General features: G+C 76.3%; 19 protein-coding genes. 8 read left to right on the top strand and 11 right to left on the bottom strand.

Annotated elements, in window-relative coordinates; genetic code table 11:
• Nucleotides 1–1,638 (bottom strand): ABC-F family ATP-binding cassette domain-containing protein, encoded by a 1,638-nt coding sequence (locus tag Q0840_RS14050; protein WP_298460396.1) that lies wholly within the window; start codon nt 1,636–1,638, stop codon nt 1–3.
• Nucleotides 1,639–1,848: 210 nt separating this feature from the next.
• Here Q0840_RS14050 and ahcY point away from each other — a divergent pair, with 210 nt between their 5' ends.
• Nucleotides 1,849–3,315, top strand: coding sequence for an adenosylhomocysteinase (ahcY, locus tag Q0840_RS14045; protein WP_298460394.1), 1,467 nt, complete (start codon nt 1,849–1,851; stop codon nt 3,313–3,315).
• A 48-nt stretch (nt 3,316–3,363) separates the two neighbouring features.
• On the opposite strand, the gene Q0840_RS14040 is transcribed toward ahcY, so the two are convergent.
• Nucleotides 3,364–4,182, bottom strand: a complete 819-nt coding sequence (locus Q0840_RS14040) for an RDD family protein (protein ID WP_298460392.1) — start codon at nt 4,180–4,182, stop codon at nt 3,364–3,366.
• 120 nt (nt 4,183–4,302) lie between these two features.
• On the opposite strand from Q0840_RS14040, the gene Q0840_RS14035 reads away from it, so the two are divergent.
• Nucleotides 4,303–5,292 (top strand): stage II sporulation protein M, encoded by a 990-nt coding sequence (locus tag Q0840_RS14035; RefSeq protein ID WP_298460390.1) that lies wholly within the window; start codon nt 4,303–4,305, stop codon nt 5,290–5,292.
• A 32-nt stretch (nt 5,293–5,324) separates the two neighbouring features.
• Here the strand turns inward: Q0840_RS14035 and Q0840_RS14030 are convergent, their stop codons facing one another.
• Both Q0840_RS14030 and Q0840_RS14025 read right to left on the bottom strand, forming a co-directional pair.
• Nucleotides 5,325–8,375, bottom strand: a complete 3,051-nt coding sequence (locus Q0840_RS14030) for a LuxR C-terminal-related transcriptional regulator (protein ID WP_298460388.1) — start codon at nt 8,373–8,375, stop codon at nt 5,325–5,327.
• Entirely contained in the window at nt 8,372–9,637 is a 1,266-nt protein-coding gene (locus Q0840_RS14025; protein ID WP_298460386.1) for a hypothetical protein, read from the bottom strand. The genes Q0840_RS14030 and Q0840_RS14025 overlap by 4 nt, the downstream gene beginning before the upstream one ends.
• 318 nt (nt 9,638–9,955) lie before the next feature.
• Between Q0840_RS14025 and Q0840_RS14020 the strand changes: the two genes are divergently transcribed.
• The 3 genes from Q0840_RS14020 to Q0840_RS14010 all read left to right on the top strand — a co-directional run bounded on the left by Q0840_RS14020 (nt 9,956) and on the right by Q0840_RS14010 (nt 14,837).
• On the top strand, nt 9,956–11,275 hold the full coding sequence (locus Q0840_RS14020) for an IniB N-terminal domain-containing protein (protein WP_298460383.1): 1,320 nt from the start codon (nt 9,956–9,958) through the stop codon (nt 11,273–11,275).
• A gap of 161 nt (nt 11,276–11,436) precedes the next feature.
• Nucleotides 11,437–13,290 (top strand): dynamin family protein, encoded by a 1,854-nt coding sequence (locus Q0840_RS14015; RefSeq protein WP_298460381.1) that lies wholly within the window; start codon nt 11,437–11,439, stop codon nt 13,288–13,290.
• Nucleotides 13,287–14,837: a GTPase gene (locus Q0840_RS14010; protein WP_298460379.1), complete on the top strand. Its 1,551-nt coding sequence runs from the start codon at nt 13,287–13,289 to the stop codon at nt 14,835–14,837. Before Q0840_RS14015 ends, Q0840_RS14010 begins: the two co-directional genes overlap by 4 nt.
• Here the strand turns inward: Q0840_RS14010 and Q0840_RS14005 are convergent.
• The 7 genes from Q0840_RS14005 to Q0840_RS13975 form a co-directional block, all read right to left on the bottom strand.
• Entirely contained in the window at nt 14,809–15,420 is a 612-nt protein-coding gene (locus Q0840_RS14005; RefSeq protein WP_298460377.1) for a hypothetical protein, read from the bottom strand. The two genes, Q0840_RS14010 and Q0840_RS14005, sit on opposite strands and share 29 nt — an antisense overlap.
• 28 nt (nt 15,421–15,448) lie before the next feature.
• Nucleotides 15,449–16,051: a hypothetical protein gene (locus tag Q0840_RS14000; RefSeq protein WP_298460375.1), complete on the bottom strand. Its 603-nt coding sequence runs from the start codon at nt 16,049–16,051 to the stop codon at nt 15,449–15,451.
• Between the two features lie 70 nt (nt 16,052–16,121).
• The gene (locus Q0840_RS13995; RefSeq protein WP_298460373.1) at nt 16,122–17,414 is read right to left on the bottom strand and encodes a DUF58 domain-containing protein; all 1,293 of its coding nucleotides are present in this window, start codon (nt 17,412–17,414) and stop codon (nt 16,122–16,124) included.
• A 51-nt stretch (nt 17,415–17,465) separates the two neighbouring features.
• Complete coding sequence (locus tag Q0840_RS13990; protein ID WP_298460454.1) at nt 17,466–18,473, bottom strand: MoxR family ATPase; 1,008 nt, start codon at nt 18,471–18,473, stop codon at nt 17,466–17,468.
• Between the two features lie 179 nt (nt 18,474–18,652).
• Entirely contained in the window at nt 18,653–19,903 is a 1,251-nt protein-coding gene (locus Q0840_RS13985; RefSeq protein WP_298460371.1) for a DUF4350 domain-containing protein, read from the bottom strand.
• A complete protein-coding gene (locus Q0840_RS13980; protein WP_298460370.1) occupies nt 19,900–20,544 on the bottom strand; it encodes a DUF4129 domain-containing protein in 645 nt (214 codons plus the stop codon). The genes Q0840_RS13985 and Q0840_RS13980 overlap by 4 nt, the downstream gene beginning before the upstream one ends.
• 9 nt (nt 20,545–20,553) lie before the next feature.
• On the bottom strand, nt 20,554–21,798 hold the full coding sequence (locus Q0840_RS13975) for a glycerophosphoryl diester phosphodiesterase membrane domain-containing protein (RefSeq protein ID WP_298460369.1): 1,245 nt from the start codon (nt 21,796–21,798) through the stop codon (nt 20,554–20,556).
• 329 nt (nt 21,799–22,127) lie between these two features.
• Between Q0840_RS13975 and mtrA the strand changes: the two genes are divergently transcribed.
• Genes mtrA through Q0840_RS13960 form a run of 3 tightly spaced genes read left to right on the top strand, consistent with a single transcriptional unit; the run spans nt 22,128 to nt 26,160 of the window.
• Nucleotides 22,128–22,811, top strand: coding sequence for an MtrAB system response regulator MtrA (gene mtrA / locus Q0840_RS13970; protein ID WP_298460368.1), 684 nt, complete (start codon nt 22,128–22,130; stop codon nt 22,809–22,811).
• Nucleotides 22,808–24,469: an MtrAB system histidine kinase MtrB gene (gene mtrB, locus Q0840_RS13965; protein WP_298460367.1), complete on the top strand. Its 1,662-nt coding sequence runs from the start codon at nt 22,808–22,810 to the stop codon at nt 24,467–24,469. Before mtrA ends, mtrB begins: the two co-directional genes overlap by 4 nt.
• Complete coding sequence (locus Q0840_RS13960; protein ID WP_298460365.1) at nt 24,466–26,160, top strand: LpqB family beta-propeller domain-containing protein; 1,695 nt, start codon at nt 24,466–24,468, stop codon at nt 26,158–26,160. The genes mtrB and Q0840_RS13960 overlap by 4 nt, the downstream gene beginning before the upstream one ends.
• Nucleotides 26,161–26,296 lie beyond the last annotated feature (136 nt).

Here is a 26,296-nt window from a genome sequence, read left to right as displayed (position 1 = left end):
TCACTCCTCGCGGACGGTCCCGTCCTCGACCACCCACCGGCGGGTCACCCGCACGGCGTCGAGCATGCGACGGTCGTGGGTGACCAGCAGCAGCGTCCCGGTGTAGGACTCCAGGGCGGCCTCGAGCTGCTCGATCGCGGGCAGGTCGAGGTGGTTGCTCGGCTCGTCGAGCACGAGCAGGTTCACCCCGCGCGCCTGCAGCAGCGCGAGCGAGGCCCGCGTCCGCTCACCCGGGGACAGGGATGCCGTCGGGCGCAGCACGTGCCCGGCGCGCAGGCCGAACTTGGCGAGCAGGGTGCGGACCTGAGCGTCCGGCCAGTCGGGCACCTGGGCGGCGAACGCCTCGCGCAGCGGCACGGGGGAGTCGAGCACCGCGCGTGCCTGGTCGACCTCCCCGACGGCGACGCTCGCGCCCAGGGACGCGGCTCCCTCGTCGAGCGGGACGCGGCCCAGCAGCGCCCCCAGCAGCGTCGTCTTGCCCGCACCGTTGGGCCCGGTGACGGCCACGCGGTCCCCGGCGTCGAGCTGCAGGTCCACCGGGCCGAGCGTGAAGGCGCCGAGCCGCACGACGGCGCCGCGCAGCGTCGCGGCGACGGAGCTGCCCCGGGGTGCCGCGGCGATGTCGTACCGCAGCTCCCACTCCTTGCGCGGCTCGGCGACCTCCTCGAGGCGCTCGATCATGCGGTCGGTCTGCCGCGCCTTGGCGGCCTGCTTCTCCGAGCCCTCGCGACGGTGGTGCTTGAGGATCTTGTCCGGGTCGGTCGCCTTGCGGACGGCGTTGCGCACGCCCTTCTCCATCCAGGCCCGCTGGGTGCGCCCGCGCTCCTCCAGCCCCGCGCGCCGGTCGGCGTACTCCTCGTAGGCCTCCCGCGCATGGCGGCGGGCGGTCTCACGCTCCTCCAGGTAGGCGTCGTACCCGCCGCCGTAGACCGAGACCTGCTGCTGGGCCAGGTCCAGCTCGACGACGCTGGTCACGCACCGGGCCAGGAACTCCCGGTCGTGGGAGACCACGACGACGCCCGCGCGCTGGCCCTGCACGAAGGCCTCCAGGCGCGCGAGCCCGTCCAGGTCCAGGTCGTTGGTCGGCTCGTCGAGCAGCAGCACGTCGAACCTCGACAGCAGCAGCGCGGCCAGGCCGACCCGGGCTGCCTGCCCACCCGACAGGCCGGTCATGGCGTGGCCGGGCCCCACGCGCAGGCCCAGGTCGGCCAGCACCTGGCCGGTGCGCTCCTCGAGGTCCGCCGCGCCGAGCGCCATCCACCGGTCGAAAGCCTGCGCGTAGGCGTCGTCGGACCCCGGCACGCCGTCCGCGAGGCCCTGCGCCGCGTCGTCGAGCGCCGTCTGGGCGGCCGCGACGCCGGTCCGCCGCGCGAGGTGCTGCCCGACGCTCTCGCCCGCACGGCGCTCGACCTCCTGCGGGAGCCAGCCCACCAGGGCGTCGGGCGGCGAGGTGGTCACCGTGCCGGCGGCGGGTGCGTCCACGCCGGCGAGGATCCGCAGCAGCGTGGACTTGCCGGCCCCGTTGGCGCCGACCAGCCCGACGACGTCGCCGGGGGCGACGGTCAGGGACAGGTCGCTGAACAGGGTGCGGTCGGCGAACGCGGCGCCGACGCCACGAGCCAGGAGGTGCGCGGTCACGGGAACAGTCTCCCAGTGCCCCGCCGTTACGATCGGTACGCACGGCGTCGGTGATGCCCACGGCCCAGAGGGGCTGCGCCGGGCGAGCTGGCGGGACGCCCGGCCTCGGTCGTGTCCTGCCGTGCCCAGGCGGGCGTCGGTGGGTACCCACCGGTCGGCGCGCGCCGACCCCTGCCGACCCGTGCCCCATCCGTTCAGCACTGGAGTGACATGACCACGACGTTCCACGAGGTCCCCGGCCGCTACAAGGTCCGCGACCTGTCCCTGGCCGCCGCCGGCCGCCACCAGATCCGGCTCGCCGAGCACGAGATGCCGGGCCTGATGGCGCTGCGCGAGGAGTACGCCGCGTCGCAGCCGCTCGCCGGCGCCCGGATCGCCGGGTCCATCCACATGACGGTCCAGACGGCCGTGCTGATCGAGACGCTGACCGCGCTCGGCGCCGAGGTGCGCTGGGCGTCGTGCAACATCTTCTCCACCCAGGACGAGGCCGCGGCCGCCGTCGTCGTGGGCGCCGGCACGCCGCAGGCGCCGTCGGGCGTGCCGGTGTTCGCCTGGAAGGGCGAGTCCCTCGAGGAGTACTGGGAGTGCACCGAGCAGATCCTGGTGTGGCCCGGTGACCAGCGGCCCAACATGATCCTGGACGACGGCGGCGACGCCACGCTGCTGGTGCACAAGGGCGCGGAGTTCGAGCGGCTGGGCGCCGTGCCGTCCGACGGCCGGCCCGGTGACCCGGGGTACTCCGAGGAGTACAACCTCATCCTGGGCGTCCTGCGCCGGTCCCTCGCGGCCGACCCGCAGCGCTGGACCCGGATCGCCGCCGAGATCCAGGGCGTCACCGAGGAGACCACCACCGGGGTGCACCGGCTGTACCAGCTCTTCGAGGCCGGCGAGCTGCTGTTCCCGGCGATCAACGTCAACGACTCGGTCACCAAGTCCAAGTTCGACAACAAGTACGGCATCCGCCACTCCCTGCCGGACGGCATCAACCGCGCCACCGACGTCCTGATGGGCGGCAAGGTCGCGTTCGTCGCCGGCTACGGGGACGTCGGCAAGGGCGCGGCCGAGGCGCTGCGCGGCCAGGGCGCGCGGGTCGTGGTGTCCGAGGTCGACCCGATCTGCGCGCTGCAGGCCGCGATGGACGGCTACCAGGTCGCGCGGATCGAGGACGTCCTGGACCAGGCCGACTTCTTCATCACCACCACCGGCAACCGCGACGTCATCACCGCCGAGCACATGCAGGGGATGAAGAACAAGGCGATCGTCGGCAACATCGGCCACTTCGACAACGAGATCGAGATGGCCGGCCTCGCCGCGCTGCCCGGCGTCGAGCGGGTCGAGATCAAGCCGCAGGTGCACGAGTGGACGTTCCCCGACGGGCACTCGATCATCGTGCTGTCCGAGGGCCGGCTGCTGAACCTCGGCAACGCGACGGGCCACCCGTCGTTCGTCATGAGCAGCTCGTTCACCAACCAGGTCATCGCGCAGATCGAGCTGTACACCAAGCGCGACCAGTACCCGCTCGGGGTCTACCGCCTGCCCAAGGTGCTCGACGAGAAGGTCGCCCGTCTGCACCTGGACGCGCTCGGGGCCCGGCTCACCGAGCTGTCCAAGACGCAGGCCGAGTACCTCGGCGTCGACGCCGCCGGACCGTTCAAGCCCGAGCACTACCGGTACTGACGGCACCCGGCCCGCACGGGCCGGGTGCTGCGCCCCGACCCGGTCGGCTCAGTCGACCGGGTCGGGCACCGCGTGCGGCAGGCGCTGCAGCACGTGCGCCTCCGCGCGGGCCACCTCCGCCGCGCGGCTGCCGGCGGCGAACTCCCGGTCCCGGCGCTCGACCAGCACCGCGGCGAGGAACGCCTCCGGCGGCGTCCCGGGCGGCGGCCCGGGGGCCACGTACCGCCCGATCTCGGCGGTGAGCGCGGCGCACATCGCCGCGCGCGACGCCGGGTGCAGCGTGGCGGCGCGGCCCAGGAACTGCCGTGCGGACAGGGCCAGACCGTCCGGCAGACGGCCGATGTCGGCCGTGCGTGCCCACCCGGCCAGGGCCGGCGGCATCGTCAGCGGTGCCAGGGCGCGGACCGCACCGCGGACCCGCACGGCGTAGGTGCCGGCGAGGATGTCGCCCACCCGCTTGCCCTGGTTGTTGACCATCGACGTGATCAGCGCGACCGACCCGACCGTGAGCCACAGCTCGCCCACGCCGGTCAGCGCCCGCACGAAGGCCTGCCGGAAGCGGACCGGCCCGCCGTCGTCCCGCACGATGCGGATGCCGGCCGCGAGCTTGCCCAGCGACCGGCCCCGGGTCAGCGTCTCGACGGTGGTGGGCACGACCACCATGACGAGCACCAGCGCGACCACGAGCATCGCCTGGCCCGCCTGCGGGCCGACCTCAGCGCCGAGCACGCCCACCACGACGACGATCGCGAAGATCAGCGCCCCGAGCACGACGATGTCGAGCAGCCCGGCGAGCATGCGCGTGGCGAACGACGCCGGCCGCGAGTCCAGCAGCACGCCCTCACCGGTCAGGATCCCGTCGGTCATCGCGCGCTGCGTCCCCTCGTCGTCCCGCCCGCCGACCACCCCGGTCCGAACCCGGCCCGTGCCGGGCGGTGGGGTGACGGGCGACCCGGCACGGCCGGGCGCTGTGGCAGGGTATCGGGCGTGGACCTCGATGCCTTCACCGCGGTGCGCGGACCGCAGTGGACCCGGCTGGACGAGCTCGCCCGCCGGCGCCGGCTGAACGGGGCGGAGGCCGACGAGCTGGTCCGGCTCTACCAGGCGGTCGCGACCGACCTGTCGACGGTCCGGTCCGCAGCCCCCGACGCCGTGACGGTGGCGCGCCTGTCGGACGTGCTGGGCCGCGCCCGCAGCACCATCGCCGGCGCGCACGAGCCCGCATGGGGCGACGTCGCCCGGTTCGTCGTCCTGACGGTCCCGGCCGCGCTGTACCGGATCCGCTGGTGGACCGTCGCCGTCACCGTCGCGTGCCTGCTGGTGGCGGTGGCCGCCGGCACGTGGGTGGCCACGGACCCCGCCGCGCTGGCCGCGATGGGCACGCCGTCCGAGCGGCGGTCCTACGCCGAGGACGCGTTCGCCCAGTACTACGACCCGTCGGCAGGGTTCGCGGCCATGGTCTGGACGAACAACGCCTGGATCGCCGCCCAGTGCGTGGGACTGGGGATCAGCGGCGTGTGGCCGCTGTTCGTGCTGGTGAACAACGCCGTCATGGTCGGCGCGACCGGCGGGATGATGGCCGACGAGGGACGCCTGGACATCTTCCTGTCCCTCATCGCCCCCCACGGCCTGCTCGAGCTGACCGCCGTCTTCGTCGCGGGTGCCGCGGGGCTGCGGCTGTTCTGGACCTGGGTGGACCCCGGGCGCCGTCCGCGGTCCCGGGCGCTCGCGGAGGAGGCGCGCGCGCTGTTCACGGTCGCGATCGGCCTCGTCGGTGTGCTGGGCGTGTCCGGGCTCGTCGAGGGCTTCGTGACCGGCTCGGCGCTGCCCTGGGGGGTGAAGATCACCGTCGGCGTGCTCGTCCTGGCGGCGTTCTGGGTCTACACGATCGTGCTGGGGCGCCGGGCGGTCGCGGCGGGCCACACCGGTGACCTGGACGCCGACCGTGCCGGCCACGTGCTGCCGGTCGCCGGGTAGGCGCACGGCGGCAGCCCGTCCCGGTCGACCGGTCAGGCCGGCTGCTCCGGTCGCTCCCCGGGCAGCGTGGCGACCCGGGCGCGCAGGTGCGACAGCAGCGCCGCCCGTGACTCCAGCCCGAGCCGCTGCCGCATGCGGGCCATGTGGTGCTCCACCGTCTTGGCGGAGATGTACAGCCGCTCGGAGATCTCGCGGTAGGTGTGCCCGGCCACCACCAGGCGCGCGACCTCCAGCTCGCGCACGGACAGGTGGACGGCCATCTCGGGTGCCGCGTCCCCGAGGCCGGAGGGGTCCGGCCGTCCCGGCGCGGTCCGCGTCCCGGCCGCCTCCCGCGCTGACGACGGCGGCCCGCCGGCCGCCCGCACCGGTGCCGCCGGGGGCGTCGCGGCACCCGTCCAGCCGCGAGCGGTCCCCGCAGCCGGGCCGGCGGACGACGACGCCGGCACGGCGGCCGCCCGCGTCGGCGCCGTGCTCGCCGGCGTCGGGGACGGCCGCGGTGACGCCACCGGGGCCGCCGCGTCCGACGGCACCCGCCGGTGTCCCACCGCCGGGAGGACGGGCGCCGGTGTCACGGCCCGGTCCGTGCCCGCGCGCAGGTCGCGTGCGACGTGCAGCAGGCGGCCCCCGCTGCGCGGGTCCTCGGTGTGCGCCGCGGCGTGCGCGGCGAGCCGCGCGCCGTCCCAGCCGAGCCCGGCCGCGTGCAGCCGGCGCGCCACCCGCTCGACGGCTGCCGGCTCCACGCGCCCGGCGAGCACCTGCACCCAGACCCGGCCCGCCTCGGCGAGCATCGCGGCGTGGCGGCTGGTCGCCGCGCCGCGGACCAGTGCGGTGGCGTGCGGGGCGACCGACTCGGGCCGCTCCGCGACGATCGCCGCCCGCACCCCGTACCAGTGCAGGGGCGTGGCCCACAGCACCGGCTCCCCGGCGCGGGCCAGCAGCCCGCCCGCCTCCTCCAGGTGGGCCGCCACCTGGTGGGAGCGGTCCAGGCGCGCCGCCGCGACCGCGAGCTCGCCGAGGGGCAGCAGCATGAACAGGTCCAGCCCGTGGCCGAGCAGCGCCTGCCAGGCGCCGGGCCACGCGCGGGTGAGCGCGCCCAGGTCGTGCGACCGGCGCGCCACCCCGACCTCCAGCGCCCGCAGGACGAGCTCGTCGCGCTCGCCCCAGCGGTCCCCGGCGGCCGTCCGGGCCACGGCCACCCGCGCGCGCGCCTCCTCGCACCGTCCGCCGACCATCGCGACCCACGCGAGCAGCAGGTGGTGGCGGGGCTGTGCGACCGGGCCGCCCTCGCCGTTGCCGATCGCCCGGTGCAGCAGCCGCTCGGCGTGCCCCGGCTCGCCGGCGCTGAGCGCGGCGAGTGCGCCGAGCGCGGCCGGGGTGTCCGCCATGAGGGTGTCGCGGCCGTCGCCGCCCACCAGGGCCGACGCCCGGGACAGCGTGGCCAGGCAGCGCCGGCCGTCCCCGAGCACCGACTCACGCAGGCCCTGGGCCAGCAGCGCCTGCGCGCACGACCGCGTGGTCGCGCCCGGCGCCGGCCCGGACCGGACCTCGACGGTACCGGTGGCCCCGTCCGTGCCGGTGCGGGTGCCGGCACCGGGAGCGGTGGCCGTGGCGCCGGGTCCGGGCAGGCACGACGTGACGGCACCCGAGCCCAGCAGCACGACGGTGGCGGCGGCCTCGCCCGCCGGGTCGTCCGGACAGGTCACCCGCGGCTGCCACGTGCCCGGGGTCGGCTGCGACCCGGTGCCGGCGTTGATTCGGTGCGGTGCGGCCGCGGTGGCGAGCTGGCCGCGGTGCGCGAGGACCGCGGTCGCCACCGACGCGGCCGCCGCGGCGACCGGTCCGCTCGCCGCCGCCAGCACGTCGTCGACCAGGGCGGTGGCGCGGTGCAGGTCACCGGCCAGTGCCGCGTACCGTGCCTGCTCCACGACCGCCGCGGGATCCGACGCACCGGTCGGCAGGCCCGCGCGCAGCAGGTCGGCCGCGCGCGCCGGGTCCGTCGCGCCGACCGCGGCCGCCGCGTCCCGCAGCGCCACGACCAGCTCCGGGCCGCCGCCGTGGCCGTCGAAGCGGGCCGCCACCGCCGCGGCGTCGTCGCCGTGGTCCAGGCCGGCCCGGATCAGGGCGCGGACGACGGCGCGGGCCTCCCGGGGCGGGCACGCCGCCAGCAGCGCCTGCGCCACCACCGGCACGACCGACCCGTCGGCGAGCAGCAGTCCCGCTGCGCCGACCGTCTGCAGCGAGCGCGCGACGACATCCGGAGCCAGTCCCAGCGCGGGGGACAGCACCGCGGGCTCCGGTGTGCCGCCGAGCGCGAGGGCGAGCACGACCGCGCGTGCCCCGCTCCCGGCGGCGTCGAGGTCCGTGTCGACCTGGGCGAGCACCGCGGATCCCGGCCACGCCCGTGGCCAGGGTGCGGGCCGCGTCGGCCCGGCCGTGGGCGGCGACGCCGCGCCGCTCAGCGCCGCGTCGGTCAGCAGCAGGTCGGCGAGCCGCGGCACCCCCGCGGACAGGTGGACCACGGCGTCCACGACCGAGGCGGGTGCCGGCCGGCCCAGGCGGTGGTGCGCGAGCGCCGCGACCCCGGACCGGTCCAGGGCGCCCAGCCCGACCACGGCCGCGCGCGCGTCCAGCTCGCGCACGAGGTCGGCCAGCGGAGCCGGCCGGGGCCACGGCCGGTGTGCGAGGACGAGCCGGGTCGCGTCGTCGTCGGCGCGCTCGAGCAGCCACTCCAGGGCGTCCACCGGCAGCAGGTGGGCGTCGTCGACCAGGACGGGACGGCTGCCGGCGGCGGCGAGGTCGTCCGGCCGGACGCCGGCCCGTCCACGCACGCTCACCACCGGGTCGCCCGCCGCGCGGTACGCGGCTCGCAGCGCGGCCAGTGCCGTCGACTTGCCGGTGCCGCCGGTGCCGCAGATCGCCAGCACCAGCGGCGCCTGTGGGGTCCGGTCGACCCACGACAGCGCACGGCCGAGCACGGGGTGGGCGGTGAGCGCGGCCGCCGGTCCTCCTCCGGCGGCGGTGCCACCGGTCGCCGGGTCGGCGACCGGGACGTCGGGGGCGGGGGGCGGCAGCGTCGCGGTCATCCGCGCGACGTCCCGGGCGGCGGCGGATCCGTGACCACGACGCCGGCCGGCGCGTCGTGCCCGTGGTCGCTGCGCGCGACGGCGTCGTCGGCGACCGCCGCGGCGAGCACCCCGAGGACCAGCGTCCCGATCCACGCCGCGGCGGTCGCCCGCAGCGGGCGGGAGCTGGGCCGGGACCGCACCGGGGCGCGGCGGCGACCGTGACGGTGAGCCGCATCCCCCTCGGCGGCGGCTGCGTCCGTGTCGCGGGGACGGGGGACGGCGGTGCGGTCGGCGGCGGGCTCGGGGCGCAGCAGCGCCGCCGCGGTCGCCGCTCCGCGGGCCGCGACGGTGTCGCCGCCGGGCACCACGGTGACGGGGGCGTCGAACCGCTCGGCGACGAGCTCGGTCAGCAGCGGCATCGCGGCGAGCCGGCCGCACAGCACGACCGCGTCGACGCCGGCGGGTGCGAGCCTGCCCACCGCCGCGGCGACCTGCGCGACGGCGTGGCGGCTGCGGTCGTGCAGCCGGGGCTCCACGTCGGCGAGCACCGACCGGATCGGCCGGGCGCCGTCCGGGGCCGGGTAGCCCACGACCGCCGAACCGGCGGTCAGCACCTCGTCCGCCGCGGATCGGCAGGCGGCGCGCAGCCGCTCGGCCGCATCCGGCGTCAGCCCGGACGCGTCGAGGAGCCCGAGGTCCGCGGCGACCGCGACGGTGTGTGCCAGGACGGCGTCGTCCAGGTCGGCGGAGGCGAGCTCCGCGACCACCCGGACCGGGCCGACGAGGCGGGGCGGCGGGGCCGGCTGCGCGTCCCCGGCGACCGCCACCACGCCCACGCTCGTCTGCTCGTCGCGGATGTCGACGACGGCCAGCCGGCACGGCCCGAGTGCGAGGCGGGGATCCGTCGCAGCGGCCTGACGGGCGATCGCGACGGTGTCCGGGAGCAGGCGCCACGGTGGCAGGTCGTGGCCGCGCAGCGCATCGGCGAGCAGGCCCACGCGGTACGGGCCCCACGCCGCCGGGTGGCTGACCACCAGGTCGGACGGCCGGTCACGCCGGGTCGCCGCGGCGTGCCCCACGCAGCGCGCGACGGCGTCCGCCAGCACGAGGGGAGCGGTGCCGACGCCGTCCCAGCCGTCCTGGGGGGTCCCCAGCCGATCCACCGCGTCGGTCAGCGTGGCGGCGGGCAGGCCGACCACGACCGACGAGCTGCCGTCCGGGTGGCCGACGGCGGCGACCGGTTCCGGGCCGCCGAGATCGACCCCCAGGGTGTACCCCATGCCCGGCCCTCTCCCCACGCAGACGCCGCGAGTCCTTCGTCGGCGCCCGCGGGGCCCATGATGCCCCCGTCCGCACCGAGCGGACCAGCCGTTTCGTCCCTTTCACCCCAGATTCACCTGACGGTCGACCCCGGGATCCCGCTCCGTCGCCGCCGACGAGGTGTCACCGACCCGCGCGTCGCCCTCGACCGCCGGAATGCGCAGGATCCCCCAACGGCGACGGCCAAGTAGGGGGCAAGTCCCCGATACCTGCACCCGCCGGCCCTCCCTAGCGTCCACCTGGGCAGCACGCCCGCACCCAGCACGAGAGGGATCGACATGCCGCACGTAGCCAGCACGCTCCTGGACTTCATCCTCAACCTGCTCCGTGACCCCGAGGCCGCGCAGGCCTTCGTCGAGGACCCGCAGGGCGCCCTCGAGGACGCGGGTCTGGGCGACATCACCTCGGCCGACCTCGACGACGTCATCCCGGTGGTGCTCGACCAGTCCCCGGTCAGCATGGACCGGGACTACGACTTCGGCGGCGGCAACTCCGCGCCGGCGACCCTCAGCGGCTCCGGCGGGAGCTCGGGCGGCGGCGGTGCCGTCAGCGCCGTCCCGGCCGCCTCCGCTGCCGCGGCGCCGGCTGCGGTCCCGGCCGCCGTCGGTGCCGGGAGCGCGGCGGGCAGCGGCGACGACGTCGTCCCCCAGCTGCAGAACCTCATCGCCACCTACACGTACAACTCGACGATCATCGACGACCGCGACACCGTGGTGGACAGCTCGGTCAACCAGAACATCTGGGCCGACGGCGACGTGGAGCAGATGTTCGACATCCACCCCGTGGTCGCCAACGGCGGCGTCGCGGCGGGCGAGGACATCAGCGGGCCGGCCGTGGTCGGGGCGGGCAACGTGCTCGGCGACGGCAACGTCGTGGGCAACTCGGACAGCTCGGACCACTCCGACAACTCGGACAACTCCGACAACTCCGACAACTCGGTGACGGACAACTCGGTCGTCGACAGCTCCGACAACTCGGACAACAGCGACAACAGCGACAACTCGGTGGTCGACAGCTCGGACAACTCCGACAACAGCGACAACTCGGTGGTCGACAACTCGATCGTCGACAGCAGCGACAACTCCGACAACTCGGACAACTCCGACAACTCGGTGGTCGACAGCAGCGACAACTCCGACAACTCGGACAACAGCGACAACTCGGTGGTCGACAACTCGGTCGTCGACAACAGCGACAACTCGGACAACAGCGACAACTCCGACAACTCCGACAACTCGGTGGTCGACAACTCGGTCGTCGACAGCTCGGACAACTCCGACAACTCCGACAACTCCGACAACTCGGTGGTCGACAACTCGGTCGTCGACAGCTCCGACAACTCGGACAACAGCGACAACTCCGACAACTCGGTGGTCGACAACTCCGACCACTCCGACAACTCGGTGGTCGACAACTCCGTCGTCGACAACAGCGACAACTCGGACAACAGCGACAACTCCGACAACTCCGACGACGACGGCTACGACGACATCGTGCTCAGCGACAACTCCGACAACTCCGACAACAGCGACAACTCCGACAACTCCACCGACGTCGACGGGCTGCCGCCGGTGGAGGAGGAGGACCCGATCGCCTGACCGACCCAGGCGGGCCGCGTCGCGCCACGAGCGCGACGCGGCCCGCCGTGCGCCGGTCCGCGGCCCACGTCCGCGGGACAGGTCCCGCACCACCTGGCGCGCCGGTGTTGCGGGACCTGCCCACGCGATGGGTTACTCGGTGCGACCCCTGGAGCTGCCGCGTGGAACCACTTGCCGACCTGCTCGACCGTGCCGTCGAGGTGACGGCCGACTCGGGACGCCCCGACCTCATGGCTCGCCTGGAGGCGGCCCGACGCCGCCTGCGGGACCCGCACGTCCGGGTGCTCGTGGTGGGGGAGTTCAAGCAGGGCAAGAGCCAGCTCGTGAACGCCTTGGTCAACGCGCCGGTGTGCCCGGTCGACGACGACGTCGCGACCTCGGTGCCGACCGTGGTCGCGCACGGTGACGTGCCGTCCGCCACACTCGTCCTGGCGCCCCCCGACCTGCCGGACGACGGCTCCGGTGCCGCCGCGACGGCGTCGGCCACCCGGGTGCCGGTCCCGCTGGAGTCGTTGGCCGAGCACGTGTCCGAGCTCGGCAACCCCGGCAACGCCCGCCGGCTCTCGCACGCCGAGGTGACCCTGCCGCGCAGCCTGCTCGCCGACGGGCTGGTGCTCGTCGACACCCCGGGCGTGGGCGGCCTCGGGTCGACCCATGCCGCGAACACGATGGCGGCCCTGCCGACCGCCGACGCGGTGCTGCTGGTGTCGGACGCCGCCCAGGAGTACTCCGAGCCCGAGCTGGAGTTCCTCGACCACGCCATGCGGTTGTGCCCCACCGTCGCCTGCGTGCTGACCAAGACGGACCTGTACCCGCAGTGGCGGCAGGTCGCCGACCTCGACCGCGGGCACCTGGAGGCGGCGGGGGCGCGGGTGCGGCTCATGCCGGTGTCGTCCGCGCTGCGGCTGCACGCCGCGCGCACCCGCGACGCCGACCTGCACGGGGAGTCCGGCTTCCCCGAGCTCGTGTCGTACCTGCGTGAGGACGTCGTCGGCCGGGCCGGCACGCTGGCGCGCCGGTCGACCACGCACGACGTCCTGGCGGTCACCGACCACCTGGCCATGTCCGCCCGGGCCGAGCTCAGCGCCCTGGAGGACCCCGCCGGCAGCGCCGCGATGATCGAGGAGCTGGTGGCCGCGCGCGAGACCACGGGAGAGCTGCGGCGCCGCTCCGCGCGATGGCAGCAGACGCTGGGCGACGGGGTGACCGATCTGGCCGCGGACGTCGAGTACGACCTGCGCGACCGGCTGCGCAAGATCACCCGGGAGGCCGAGGAGGCGGTCGACACCGCTGACCCCGGGGTCGTGTGGGACGAGTTCGACGGCTGGCTGGTCCAGCGGATCGCCTCCGCGGTGGCCGCCAACTTCGTGTGGGCGCACGAGCGGGCCCAGTGGCTCGCGGGGCAGGTCGCCCAGCACTTCGACCGGGACGGCACCGTGGCCCTGCCCGAGCTGCTCCGCGGCGACAGCGACGAGGTGCTCGAGCTGGTCGCGCGCCTGGAGCGGGTCGAGGTCGAGCGCGTCGGGCCGACGCAGAAGACGCTGATCGCCCTGCGCGGGTCCTACGGCGGGATCCTGATGTTCGGGATGGTCACGGCGGTCACCCTCGGGATGTCGATCATCAACCCGTTCTCCGTCGGCATCGGCGTCATCATGGGCGGCAAGGCGTACCGGGACGACCACCGGGCCCGGGTCAAGCGCCGCCAGGCCGAGGCCAAGGCGGCCGTGCGCCGGCACGTCGACGAGGTGATCTTCCAGGTGAGCAAGGACTCCAAGGACCGCCTGCGCACGATGCAGCGGGTCCTGCGGGACCACTTCACGACGACGGCGGACGAGCTGTACCGGTCGCTGGACGACTCGGTGCGCACCGCGCGCGAGGCCGCCAAGGCGGGCGAGGCGGACCGCGCCGAGCGTGCCGCGCACGTCCGCGCGACGGTGGCCCGCATCGAGGGCGTCCGGGCCGCCGCGGCGCGGCTGGTCGACGCCCCGGCCACCCGCGTGGGGGTGCCGGCGTGAGCGGAGCGGACGAGCCCGCGCAGCAGAGCCCCGGCCCCCGCGCCGTCGTGGAGGTCCGCCACCTGCTGGACCGGGCGGTGGCGGCCTACGCCGCCGCACCCGGCGCCGGTGCCGCCGAGGCGGTCGGCACGCTCGAGCGTCGGCTCGCCGGCCTCGACGCACCGCTGCGGGTCGCGCTGGCCGGCAAGCTCAAGGCCGGCAAGTCGACCCTGCTCAACGCGCTGCTCGGCGTGGAGCTCGCCGCCAGCGACCACGCCGAGTGCACCCGGGTGCTGACCTGGTACCGGTGGACCCGGACGCCGTCGGTCACCGTGCACCCGGTCGACGGCGCCCCCTGGTCCAGCCCGCCGCGGCGCGGACCCGGCGGGCTGGAGATCGACCTGCGCGGGCGACCGGCGCCGCAGATCGACCGGATCGAGGTGGGGTGGCCGGCACCGGGCCTGCGGCGCACGACGCTGGTGGACACCCCCGGGCTGGACTCGCTCTCCCGTGACGTCTCCGAGCGGACCCGGGCGTTCCTCACCGGCGACGACGGCGAGCCGGCCGACGGCGAGCCCGTGGTCGACGCGGTGGTCTACCTGCTCAGACACCTGCACGCGACCGACGTCCGGTTCCTGGAGTCGTTCGGCGCCGGCCGCGGGGCACGCGGGGCGGCGCCGGGGACCGTCGCCGTGCTGTCCCGCGCGGACGAGGTCGGGGTGGGCCGGATCGACGCGATGATCGCCTCCGGGCGTGTGGCCGAGCGGTACCGCGGGGAGGCGTCGTTGCGACCGCTGGTGCAGACCGTGGTACCGGTCGCCGGGCTGCTCGCCGTGACCGGGCAGACGCTGCGCGAGGACGAGGTCGCCGACCTGCGCGCGCTGGCCCGGCTGGACCGGACGGTGACCGACGGGCTGCTGCTGTCGGTCGACCGGTTCCGGCGGCCGTCCCTCGACCTGCCCGTGCCGGCCGCGGCGCGGGCCGCGCTGCTGTCCCGGTTCGGGCTGTTCGGCGTCCGGCTCGCGCTCACCCTGCTGCGCACCCAGGACCTGCCCGCGCCGGTGCTGGCGGGCGAGCTCGAGCGCCGCAGCGGGCTGACCGAGCTGCGCCGGGTGCTCGACGCCCAGCTGACCGCGCGGCGGGACGTCCTGCGGGCCCAGGGCGCGGTGCTGGCCCTGACCCGGCTGCTGGACGAGCACCCCGTCCCGGGGGGACGCGAGCTGGCGGCCGAGTGCGAGCGGCTGACGCTGGCCGGGCACGGTGTGCGCGAGCTCGAGCTGCTGAGGGCGCTGCGGACCCCGGGCCTCGCGCTGCCCGCCGACGCCCTGGCCGCGGCGGAGCGGTTGCTCGGGGCCCAGGGCGACCGGCCGACCGACCGGCTGGCGCTGCCCCCCGACGCCGAACCCGACCGCGTGGCCGAGGCCGCCCGACGGGCGCGCGAGGAGTGGCTGGAGCGGGGCCGGCACCCGCTGGCCGACCGCGAGACGCGTCGGGCCTGCCGGCTGGTGGTGCGCACGTGCGAGGCGCTGCTCGAGCCCGTCAGCGTCGCAGCGCCCGGGCGCGCCTGAGCCACCGTCCCGCGCTCGGGGTGAGCATCGCGCCGAGCGCCGCCACGACGAGCCCGGCGTGGACCAGCAGCGCGACCCGCACGGGGTCGGCGAGCAGGGCACGGTCCGGGGCCGCGGCGAGTTCCTGCACCGCGACGGCCACCGCGACGCCCAGTGCACCGGCGACCACCAGAGCCGGTCGCGCCCAGGACCGTCCCCGGCGCAGCAGCAGCGCGAGGGCCGCATGGACGACGGCGACCAGCGCGACCCCGCCGGCAGCGGCGGCGAACGCGTACCGGACGCTCTCGGCGACGACGTCGGCGGCGACCGACGGGTCCTGCTCGACGGCGACCGCGGCCAGCCGCCCCTGGACCGCCGCCCGCTGCATCCACAGCGCTGCGACGGCGACGAGCGCGGCGGCGCTGCCGGCGAGCCAGAGCAGGACCGCCGTGACCAGGGCGGGCGGCGGCCCGCCGAGCTCCATCGCGGCGGCGAAGCCCTCGCCGTCCAGTGCGGGGCGCGGGGGCGCGGCCGGTGGCCGGTCCGCCCGCGGCACCCGCGGTCCGCCGGGCGGGCGCGCGGCTGCGTCGGGGCCCTGGGTCATGCCGTGACCGTACCGGCTGCCCCCGTGGTCAGCTGCCGACCGGCTCGCCGCCCGGGGCGCGGGCGGCGAGCCGGTCGCGCAGCTGCGCGACGGTGAACGTGCCGGGCAGGCCGGCCCGGTCCCCGGCGAGCAGGGGGCGGACGCTGCTGCCGGTGACGACGAGCCAGCCGGCACGGTCGCGGACGAGCGTGTCGGCGTCCGCCAGGGTGGCCAGCGCCGCGGCCAGCTCCGCGTCGTCGTCGGTCACCACCACGCGCACCGCCCCGTCGCCGGCCGCGTCCTGGCGCACGGTCACGGTGCCCGACGGCGCGGCCGACGGTCCGGTGGTCGCGACCCACTCCAGGGCTCGGACGAACGGCTCCGCGCCCGGGTCACCGTCCAGCCACAGCCCGTTCGGCACCCACACGGCGACGCCGAGGCCGCTCGCACCGGCCTCGCGCAGGGCGGCGTCGACCCGTGCCCGGGGTGCGGGCGTGCGGTGCGCACCGGCCCCGCGGCGGCCCGTGGTCGACGGTGCGCACGCGGCGACCAGCGCCCCGGCCGCGACCGCGACGGCGGTCACCGTGAGCAGGGCGCGGCTGGCGGCGAGGGCCGCCACCCGGGCGTCGTCGGCCGCTGCGCGTCGGGGCATGGGTCGATGGTCGCGCGCCCGGGACCCCGCCACAAGGAGGGCGTCCACGCGTGCGCGGGCCGTCGCCCGGTCAGAGCCGGCCGGCCGCCTTGAGCGCGAGGTAGGTGTCGGCCAGCAAGGGAGCGAGGTCGTCCGGCAGGGCGTCGACCACCTCGGCGCCGCGCTGGCGCAGCCGCCCACCCGCCGCGGACCGCTCGAGCTGGGCCCGCTCGGCCGCGGCGGCGTCGAAGACCTCCGCCGCGCTGGTGCGGCCCGACCGCAGGCCGTCCGACTCCGGGTCACGCACGGACGCGAGCACCACGGTGTGGTCGCGGGTCAGCCCGCCGATCACGCCGAGCAGCCCGGACTCCACGGTCGCCGGCTCGAGCGCCGACAGCAGCACGACCAGGGACCGCTGCGACAGCCGCGCCCGGACCTCGCGGACCACACCCGGCCAGTCCGTCTCGACCAGAGCCGGCTCGAGCGGGGCGAGGGCGTCGGCCAGCGCCGGCATCAGCCGGCTGCCGTGCGCCCCGGCGACCCGCGCGCGCACGCGGCGGTCGAACGCCACCAGCTCGACGCGGTCCCCGGCCCGTCCGGCCAGCGCCGCCAGCAGCAGCGCCGCCTCGATGGACGCGTCCAGCCGCGGTGCCTCGCCGATGCGGGCGGCGGAGGTGCGGGATGTGTCCACCACGAGCAGCACCCGCCGGTCCCGCTCCGGTCGCCAGGTGCGGACCACCACCTCGGAGCGCCGGGCGGTGGCGCGCCAGTCGATGGACCGGACGTCGTCGCCGACGACGTACTCGCGCAGGGAGTCGAACTCCGTGCCCTGCCCCCGCACCTGCACGGCGGCGCGCCCGTCCAGCTCGCGCAACCGGGCCAGCCGGCTGGGCAGGTGACGGCGGGAGGCGAACTCGGGCAGCACGCGCAGCACGGCCGGGACCGCGACGGACGCCTGCCGGGCGGCGAGCCCGAGCGGGCCGAACGAGCGGATCGTCACCAGGTCGGCGAGCCGGTCACCGCGCCGGGTGGGCACCAGCACGGTGACCAGGCGCCGGGACTCGGCCGGCGGCAGGTCGACCGCGTGCCGGTTCCCCTGCGCGCCCGCGGACGGCTGCCACGCGTCGCGGACCAGTGCGCGCAGCCGCCGCGAGCTGGTGTTGGTCACGGTGAGCACCGAGCGGGTCTGCTCGGTGAGCCGGACCGAGGCCGGCAACGCACGGGAGACGGCGACGAGCCGCGGGGACGCCGCCAGGGCCACGTCCAGTGCGCACAGGGCGACCACGAGCAGCGCCCAGAGCAGCACGGTCCCGGGCACCGGCACCAGCAGCACCGGGACGGCACCGACCGCGGTCAGGGCCACCGCGCGCCAGGTCAGAGCCATGTCAGGGTCATCTCAGAGCGACCTCGCAGCCATCTCGGCGGCGCCGGGGCGTCAGCGGGGGACCGGCACGGCGGCGAGCACGGTGTCCAGCACGCTCTCCGTCGTGACGCCCTCGAGCTCGGCCTCGGCGCGCAGCTGCACCCGGTGCCGCAGCGTCGGGTGGGCGAGGGCCTTGACGTCGTCGGGCGTCACGTAGCCGCGCCCGCACAGCCAGGCCCACGCGCGGGCGGTGGCCAGCAGGGCGGTCGCGCCGCGGGGAGAGACGCCCAGGGACAGCGACGGCGACTGACGCGTCGCCCGGCACACGTCCACGGCGTAGCCGAGCACCTCCCGGGCGACCTGCACCCGGGCGACCTCCGCGCGGGCCCGGGACAGCACGTCCGCGCCGGCGACCGGACGCACCCCCGCGCCGTGCAGGTCGCGCGGGTCGAAGCCGGCCGCGTGCCGGGCCAGCACCTCCACCTCCTGCTCGCGCTCGGGCAACGGCAGCACGAGCTTGAGCAGGAAGCGGTCCAGCTGCGCCTCCGGCAGCGCGTAGGTGCCCTCGTACTCGACCGGGTTCTGCGTCGCGATGACCAGGAACGGGTCCGGCAGCGGCCGCGGGACGCCGTCGACGCTGACCTGCCGCTCCTCCATGGCCTCCAGCAGGGAGGCCTGCGTCTTGGGGGGCGTGCGGTTGATCTCGTCGGCGAGCAGCAGGTTCGTGAACACCGGGCCCTCGCGGAAGGAGAACTCCGCGGTCCGGGCGTCGTACACCAGCGAGCCGGTGACGTCGCCGGGCATGAGGTCCGGGGTGAACTGGACCCGCTTGGTGTCCAGGTCCAGCGCGGCGGACAGGGTGCGCACCAGGAGCGTCTTGGCCACCCCGGGCACGCCCTCGAGGAGCACGTGCCCGCGGCACAGCAGCGCGATGACCAGCCCGGTCACCGCGGCGTCCTGCCCGACGACGGCCTTGGCGACCTCCGCGCGCACGAGGCCCAGCCGGTCACGCAGGTCGGCCGACGGCGCCGGCGCGGAGGCGGCGTCCGCCGCGGACGGCACGGGTGTCGGCGCCGGCATCGGCGCGGGTGCCGGGGAGGGGGGCATCGGCGGCGGGAGCTGCTCCGACGGCTGCCCCGCCGGCTGCTCCGGCCGCTCGTGCGCCGGCTGCTCGAGCCCCTGCACCGGCGGCCGAGCCGGCGCCTCGCCGCGCTCCTCGTCGGGTCGCAGGACATGGGATCCGGTGGGGTGTGCCTCGGTCACGGTCGGTGAACCTCGCTCTCCAGGTCGTCGAGCCTGCGTGCCAGCCGGGTGAGGCCGGCGTCGTCGGTGGGGGGTGGGCCGTACAGCAGCCCGGCGATCTCGTCGGTGGGTCGGCCGGTCGCGCGCGCCAGCGCATCGATCACGGCCGGCGCACCGGCGGAGCGGGGGAGGCCCAGGCGGGTCGCCGCCCGGCTCGCGGTGCCGGCGCGCAGGGCGGCGGAGGCGTGGCCGTAGGCCCGCGCCCGACGGTACAGCCGGCCGCGGCCGCGGGTCGTCTCCGCCGCGCGCACCGTCACCGGCAGCGGCTCGGTCACCAGGCGGCCCAGGCGGCGTCCGCGCCACACGGCGGCGACCGCCGCCACGACCAGTGCCTGCAGCCCGAGCAGCGCCGCCCACGGCGGGACGAGGTCGCCGAGCGCGGGGCCGGTGGCCAGGGCATCGGTCCCGAAGTCGTCGATCGACGGCACGTACCAGACCAGCCGGTCCTGGCGGCCGAGCATCCGCACGGCGAGTGCGGCGTTGCCCATGTCGGCCAGCTCGGCGTTGGTCAGCAGCGAGGCGTCGGCGAGCGCGGTGATCCGGCGGTCACCGTCCACGACGAGGTACGCACCGACCCCCGGCGCGCCGCCGAGGAAGCACACGGTCGCGTCGTCGGTGAGGGCCAGGTAGCCGCCCCCGCCGACCCGCACCGCACCGGCGGCCAGGGCGTCGCGGTCGTCGCACTGCGCGGACCGCAGGCCGGGGGGGCCGGCGACCGCCGCCGTCTCTGCTGCGTCGGTGGCCGCGAACAGCATCGAGGGGTCCGGCTCGAGCAGGACGAGATCGTTCGGCAGGGCCGCCAACGCCTCGATCTGGTCGATCGTCAGCAGCGTCGAGCCGGTCACGAGCACCGTCCCGCCGCGCTCGGCCTCCGCGAGCGCCTCGGCGCTGCGGCGCACGTACTCGATCTCGACGCCCTGCCGCTCCAGGATCTGGGCGAGTGCCCGGGCGCCCAGGTCCTGGGGGTTGTCGGGGGCGAGCGGCACCGTCGAGCGGGCCGGCTCCGGCAGCGCCGCAGCGAGCCCGACCAGCACGACGAGCAGCGCGACCACCGCGGGCCAGCGCCACCGCTGCCAGCGGCGCCGCGTCCGGTCCCGGGTGGTGGTGCCGTCACCCACCACGGTGGCGCCCGGCACCGGACGGTGCTCCCCGCCGGCCCCGCCCTGCCCTCCCGGGGCCGCGGGCCCGACGTCGACCGGCGCCGTCACGGTGCACCACCGGCGGCCACCGGCCGGTCCGCCGTCGCCGGGCGGGTCTGCGCGAGGGCGTCGTCGAGCGACCGCAGCCAGGCGTCGGCGTCGGCACCGACCGTCACGTGGCCGTAGCAGACGTCGTCGAACACCCGCGCGGCCCGCCGCAGCTCGCCCGTGCGGGCAGGCAGCCGCGCACCGACCGCCTCGGCCGCCTCGTGCGCGGTGCGGCCGGGTCGCTCGTCGAGCAGGGCCCGCTCCTCGAGGGCGCGGACGATCGCCCGGAAGCGGTCGAGCACCGCGGCGGACCAGTCGCCCCGCGCCGCCGCGGCGTCGGCGGCGGCCCGCAGCTCCGCGGCCCGGCGGCTGTCGTCCCCCAGGACGACGACGGACTCGCGCGTGCGTCGGGCAGCGCGCACCGGCCCGGCGACCCACAGCGCCACCGCGACGACGAGCCCGAGGACGAGGACGACGACGGCGCCCACCACGGCCGGCGGCAGACCGAGCCCGGGCACGTCCCCCTCGAACAGCGACAGGAACCACTCGACGAGACGGGACAGCAGGCTCGGGCCGCCGTGGTAGACGGGGTCGGCGAGCTCCTCGGTCGCCCACCGCCGGGCGGTCTCGGCGTCCGGGACGACCGGGACGTCGGCGCGCACGGGCGGCGCCTACGCCGCGCTCGCGGCCCGCGCGAGCTCCACGTCCAGCGCCTCCCGGCGCATCCGCACGTCGACGTAGAGCAGCGCGAGCACCGCCGCCATGAAGGACGTGGTCAGCGTGTACGCCACGATGTTCACCACGGCCGCGACCACGATGCCGGCGAACGACGTCAGCAGCGGGTCCTGGAGCACGAAGCTGGCCACCATGCTGACGGGCGTGACGATGATGGACGCGACGATCGCCGTCATGACCGACGTCAGCAGGTAGATCCCGAGCAGCCGCCAGAAGCTCCCACGCGTCAGCTTCCACGCGCGGCGCACGGCGGTCGTCACGCCCGTGCCCTCGAGCACGAGGGCGGCGGGCACCAGCAGGATGCGGATCAGGAACCAGGCGGTCGCCGCCACCAGGCCCAGACCACCGAGGATCGCCAGCGTCGCCATGGCGGCCCACTGCTCGTTGACCCCGAGCACAGCGAGCAGCGCGACGAAGGCCGCCCAGACGGCCAGGACCAGCAGCGTGGTGGCGATCGAGAAGACCACCAGCACGGCGACCTTGCGCCACGACTGCGACCACACCTCGCCGACCGAGATCCGCTGGCCGATGACCGACCGGCTCACGGACACGATCAGCAGGCCGGTCAGCACGGTCGTCGCGATCGAGATCACCGGGGCGGTCAACCCGGCCGCGAGGCCCGGGGCCACCGTCTCGGCGAAGCCGAGGTCGCCGCCCGGGTCCAGCGTGGCGACGGCCTGCGAGAGCTCGCTCGCGAGCAGGCCGGTCACGTACCACTGGATGACCGACTGGATCGCAACCGCGATCGCCACGACCACGGCGCTCAGCCCGAACATGACCCGCGGGTTGGCCCGGATCGCCCGGAAGGCGCCGTCGAGGATCTCCCCCAGACCGAGGGGGCGCAGCGGGATGATCCCCGGGCGCGGTGCTGGTGGGGCGTAGCCGTACGGCCGGCCGCCGCCGTACCCCGCGGGCTGGGGACCGGTGAGCCCCGGCGGGGGCGGCATGGCGCCGGTGCCGTAGCCGGGCGGGCCCGCGGTCGGCGAGGTGTACCCGGGCCCCCACCCGCCCGGTGGGACGGGTGGCGCCGCGCTGCTGCCGGACGCCACCGGCGCGTCGGGCCGTGCCGGGTCGGTCCCGGACGGGCCCGGCTGCGCGGGGCCGGTGTCGTCGGGCCGGGAGCCGGCCGGGCGTGCGGGCGAGGCCCAGCCCGGGGGCGTCGGGTCGCTCGGCGTCGTCATGGGCGGTGAGCCTCTCGGTGGCGGCCACGGGTCGCGTGGTGGTGCTGGTGGGGCACGACGGACGCCGGGCACGTCGCCGCCCCCGGCCCCGTCATCCTTCCACGCCGGTCCCACACGCAGGTCCCCCACGCGCTCCGCACCCAGGCCCGCACGCAGGTCCGCACCCAGGCCCGCACGCAGGTCCGCACCCAGGCCCGCACGCAGGTCCGCACGCAGGTCCGCACGCAGGGCACGGGACGCGACCGGCTGCGCGGCGCCCGCCGACCGTCCCTCGTCCGTGCGGCCCCACCGTGCAGCGTGCCGGTGCGTCGGGGTGACACCATGGGGTCATGAAGGGTCGTGTGCTGGTGGTCGACGACGACGTCGCTCTCGCCGAGATGATCGGGATCGTGCTGCGCTCGGAGGGGTTCGAGCCGGTGATCTGCGCGCACGGGGACGAGGCGCTGGGCATGTTCCGCTCCGTCCAGCCGGACCTGGTCCTGCTGGACCTCATGCTGCCCGGCAAGGACGGGACCGAGGTGTGCCGGCTGATCCGGGCCGAGTCCGGCGTGCCGATCGTCATGCTCACCGCCAAGAGCGACACGGTCGACGTCGTCCTGGGCCTGGAGTCGGGCGCGGACGACTACATCTCCAAGCCGTTCAAGCCCAAGGAGCTGGTCGCCCGGGTGCGTGCCCGGCTGCGCCGCAGCGACGAGCCCACCCCCGAGCACCTGACCATCGGCGACCTGGAGATCGACGTCACCGGCCACCGGGTGACCCGCGACGGCGCCGCGATCTCGCTGACGCCGCTCGAGTTCGACCTCCTGGTCGCGCTCGCGCGCAAGCCCTGGCAGGTCTTCACCCGCGAGGTCCTCCTGGAGAAGGTCTGGGGGTACCGCCACGCGGCGGACACCCGGTTGGTCAACGTCCACGTGCAGCGCCTGCGCTCGAAGATCGAGGCCGACCCGGAGCGGCCCGAGATCGTGGTGACCGTCCGCGGCGTCGGGTACAGGGCGGGCGCGACGGCGCGGTGAGGCGGTTCCTGCGGCACACCCGCGTCCGGGTCCGGGTGCTCTCGCGCCGGGCGCTGCGCCGGTGGCGGTCGTCCCTGCAGGTGCGGGTCATCACCTCGACCCTCGTGATCGGGCTGGCGACCATGCTGCTGGTCGGCGGGGTGCTGTCGGACTCCATCCGGGACGGACTGTTCGAGCAGCGCCTGGAGGAGGTGCTCAACGAGAGCTCACGCTCGACCCGGCAGGCCCAGGACAACTTCGACGCCGCCCCGGCGAACACCCAGGTGCAGCTGCTGTTCATCGACCTCGTCCGGGCGCTGCAGGTCGGCGGCGCCGGGGACCGTGACGTGATCATCCAGCAGCCGATCGGGCAGGGGCCCGGGGTCGTCCAGCCGGTGGCCTCCGACGACCGGCGGGTGCCGCTGATCAGCACCGAGCTGCGCGAGGCGGTCGGCAACGGCGACGGGCAGCACTGGCAGTCGGTGGCGATCCCGGTGGGGGCGGGCGTCGAGCCGGGGGTGATGGTCGGGTCCCAGGTGGAGCTGCCGGGCAGCGGCCGGTTCGAGCTCTACTACCTGTACTCCTTCGCCTCCGAGCAGGAGACGCTGCGGCTCATCCAGGGTTCGCTCGCCGCCGGGGCCGTGGCCCTGGTCGCCCTGCTCGGAGCGATGACCTGGCTGGTGACCCGGCAGACGGTGAGCCCGGTCCGCAGCGCGGCCCAGGTGGCCGCGCGGCTCGCCGACGGTCACCTCACCGAGCGCATGACCGTGCACGGGCAGGACGAGATGGCCACGCTGGCCGGGTCGTTCAACGAGATGGCCGAGTCCCTGCAGGAGCAGATCCGTCGCATGGAGGAGCTGTCCACGCTCCAGCGCCGGTTCGTCTCCGACGTCTCGCACGAGCTGCGGACCCCGCTGACCACCATCCGGATGGCGGGCGAGGTGCTGCACGCGGTCCGCGACGAGTTCCCGCCCGCGGCCAAGCGCTCCGCCGAGCTGCTCACCCAGCAGCTCGACCGGTTCGAGGACCTGCTCGCGGACCTGCTGGAGATCAGCCGGTTCGATGCGGGCGCGGCGATGCTCGACGCCGAGGGCCGCGACGTGCGCGACGTCGTCTCGGCCGCCGTCGAGCACGCCCTGCCGTTGGCGGAGTCCAAGCACACGTGGCTGCGGGTGCACCTGCCGGACGCCGCCTGCACCGCGGACATCGACCCGCGCCGGGTCGAGCGGATCCTGCGCAACCTGCTGGTGAACGCGGTCGAGCACGCCGAGGGCAGCGCCGTCGAGGTCACCGTCGCGTACGACGCCCAGGCGGTCGCGGTCGTGGTGCGGGACCAGGGCGTGGGCATGACGCCGGAGGAGGCGGTCCACGTGTTCGACCGCTTCTGGCGGGCGGACCCGGCGCGCGCCCGGACGACCGGTGGAACCGGCTTGGGCCTGGCGATCTCGCTCGAGGACGCACATCTGCACGGCGGCTGGCTGCAGGCGTGGGGACGGCCCGGGCGGGGGGCGAGCTTCCGGCTGACGCTGCCGCGGCGGGCCGGGATCCTCCTCACCCACTCGCCGCTGCCGCTGGCCCCGCCGGACGACGAGCCGGAGACCGGGCCCGACATGCCGCAGCCCCGCTCGACCGCCGACCCCACCTGGGTGCCCGACCTCGACCACCTGGACGCCCGATGAGCCCCCGTGCCGCGTCGCGCGGCCCCCTGCTCGCGGCGCTGCTCGCGCTCGTGCTCTGCGGCTGCGTCTCGATCCCCACGAACGGTCCGGTGGCCGTCGGCGACGGCCGGGTGGACGAGCCCGGCACCGTCTTCCCGCTCGCCTACAGCCCGCCGGCCGACGCCGAGCCGGTCGCCCTCGTGCAGGGCTTCCTCGCGGCGGCCGCCGCCGGGCTGAGCGACAACTACGCGGTCGCCCGCCAGTACCTGACGGTCGGGGCCCGCACCGAGTGGGTCCCCGACGAGGGGGTCGTCGTCTACTCCACCGCCGAGCCGCTGGACCTGCGGCTGTCCGCGGACGGCTCGCAGGTGAGCGTCACGCTGCCGGTCGTGGCCACCGTCGACGCCGACGGCCGCTACTGGGAGAGCCCGCCCGGCGCCCGGCAGGAGGCCGTGTTCGACCTCGTGCAGGACGCCTCCGGGCAGTGGCGGATCACGGCGCTGGACGACGGCGTGCTCATGTCCGAGCCCATCTTCGAGTCCGTCTACCGGCCCGCACCGCTGTACTTCCTGACCCCCGAGAGGGACGAGCTGGTCCCCGAGATCCGCTGGTTCCCGCAGCGCAACACCGCCACCTACGCGGTCCGCGAGCTGCTCGAGGGGCCCTCGCCCTGGTTGCGCGACGCGGTCCGGACGGCGTTCCCCGAGGGGACGCAGCTGGCGGTCGAGTCCGTGCCCGTGGACGCGGACGGCACCGCGACCGTCGACCTGACCGCCGCCGTGGCCGCGGCGGACGAGCGTGACCGTGCGCTGCTCAAGGCCCAGCTCGAGGAGGTGCTCGAGCTGCCGCGGATCCGCGACGTCGAGATCACCATCGCCGGGGCGCCCATGGTCGACCCGCCGGCGGCCGACCTGACGGTGGACCCGTCGCCGGGGTCGGACCTGCGGGTCCTGGCCGACGACCGCGTGCACGTGCTGGACGGGTCCGAGCCGGTCCCCGTCCCCGAGCTCGGGGCCCTGGGCGCGGCGGACACGCGCGGCCTGGCGTGGTCGGCGGACGGCGACCCCACGGTCGTGCTGAGCGGTCCGGACACCCTGGTGGGTGTGCCGGAGCCGGGCGGGTCGCCGCGCGTGCTGCTGACCGGGCCGGCGCTCGTCGAGCCGTCCGTCGACCCGGCCGACTGGATCTGGTCGGGGCCGTCGGCGTCGGCGGGCCGGGTCACCGCGGTGCGCGGTGACGGGACGGCGGTCGACGTGGAGGCACCGTGGCTGGACGACCGGGTGGTCCGGTCGCTGCAGGTCGCGCGGGACGGCACCCGGATCGCCGTCGTCTCGGTCGGGGCGGACGGGGTGACGGTGGACGTGGCCGGTGTCGTGCGTGACGACTCCGGGACCCCGCAGCGGCTGGGGGAGCGGATGCGGGTCGGCGCCCCGCTGCTGGACGCCACCGACGTCGTCTGGGTCGACGAGTCGACCCTCGCCGTGCTGGGCACGAGCGGGACCATGACCGGTCCGACGGTGCACTTCGTGCCCGTCTCGGGCCAGACCCGGGCGGTGCCGGCGCTGCCGGTGGAGCCGGCGGTCGGGCTGGCCGCGGGACGTGGCGAGCGGGCCGTGTACGCCGTGACCGGCACGGGCTCGCTGTGGAGCCTGCGCGGCACCTCGTGGGTGGTCGCGGCCGAGGGGGTGCGCGCGCCCGCGTTCCCCGGGTGAGCCGGTCGGCCCCGGACCGGCCCTGACGGGGTCGACCTCGGGCGACCCCGGTCCGAGGCGTCCACAGGCGCCGGTTCCGGCGCGGGCACCGGTGCGGCGGTGGACGACCGTCAGCCGCGGTCGGTCGGAGCGGTAC

The sequence above is a fragment of the uncultured Cellulomonas sp. genome (assembly GCF_947494015.1).
Lineage (GTDB): Bacteria > Actinomycetota > Actinomycetes > Actinomycetales > Cellulomonadaceae > Pengzhenrongella.
This window is presented reverse-complemented; position numbering and strand designations above follow the sequence as displayed.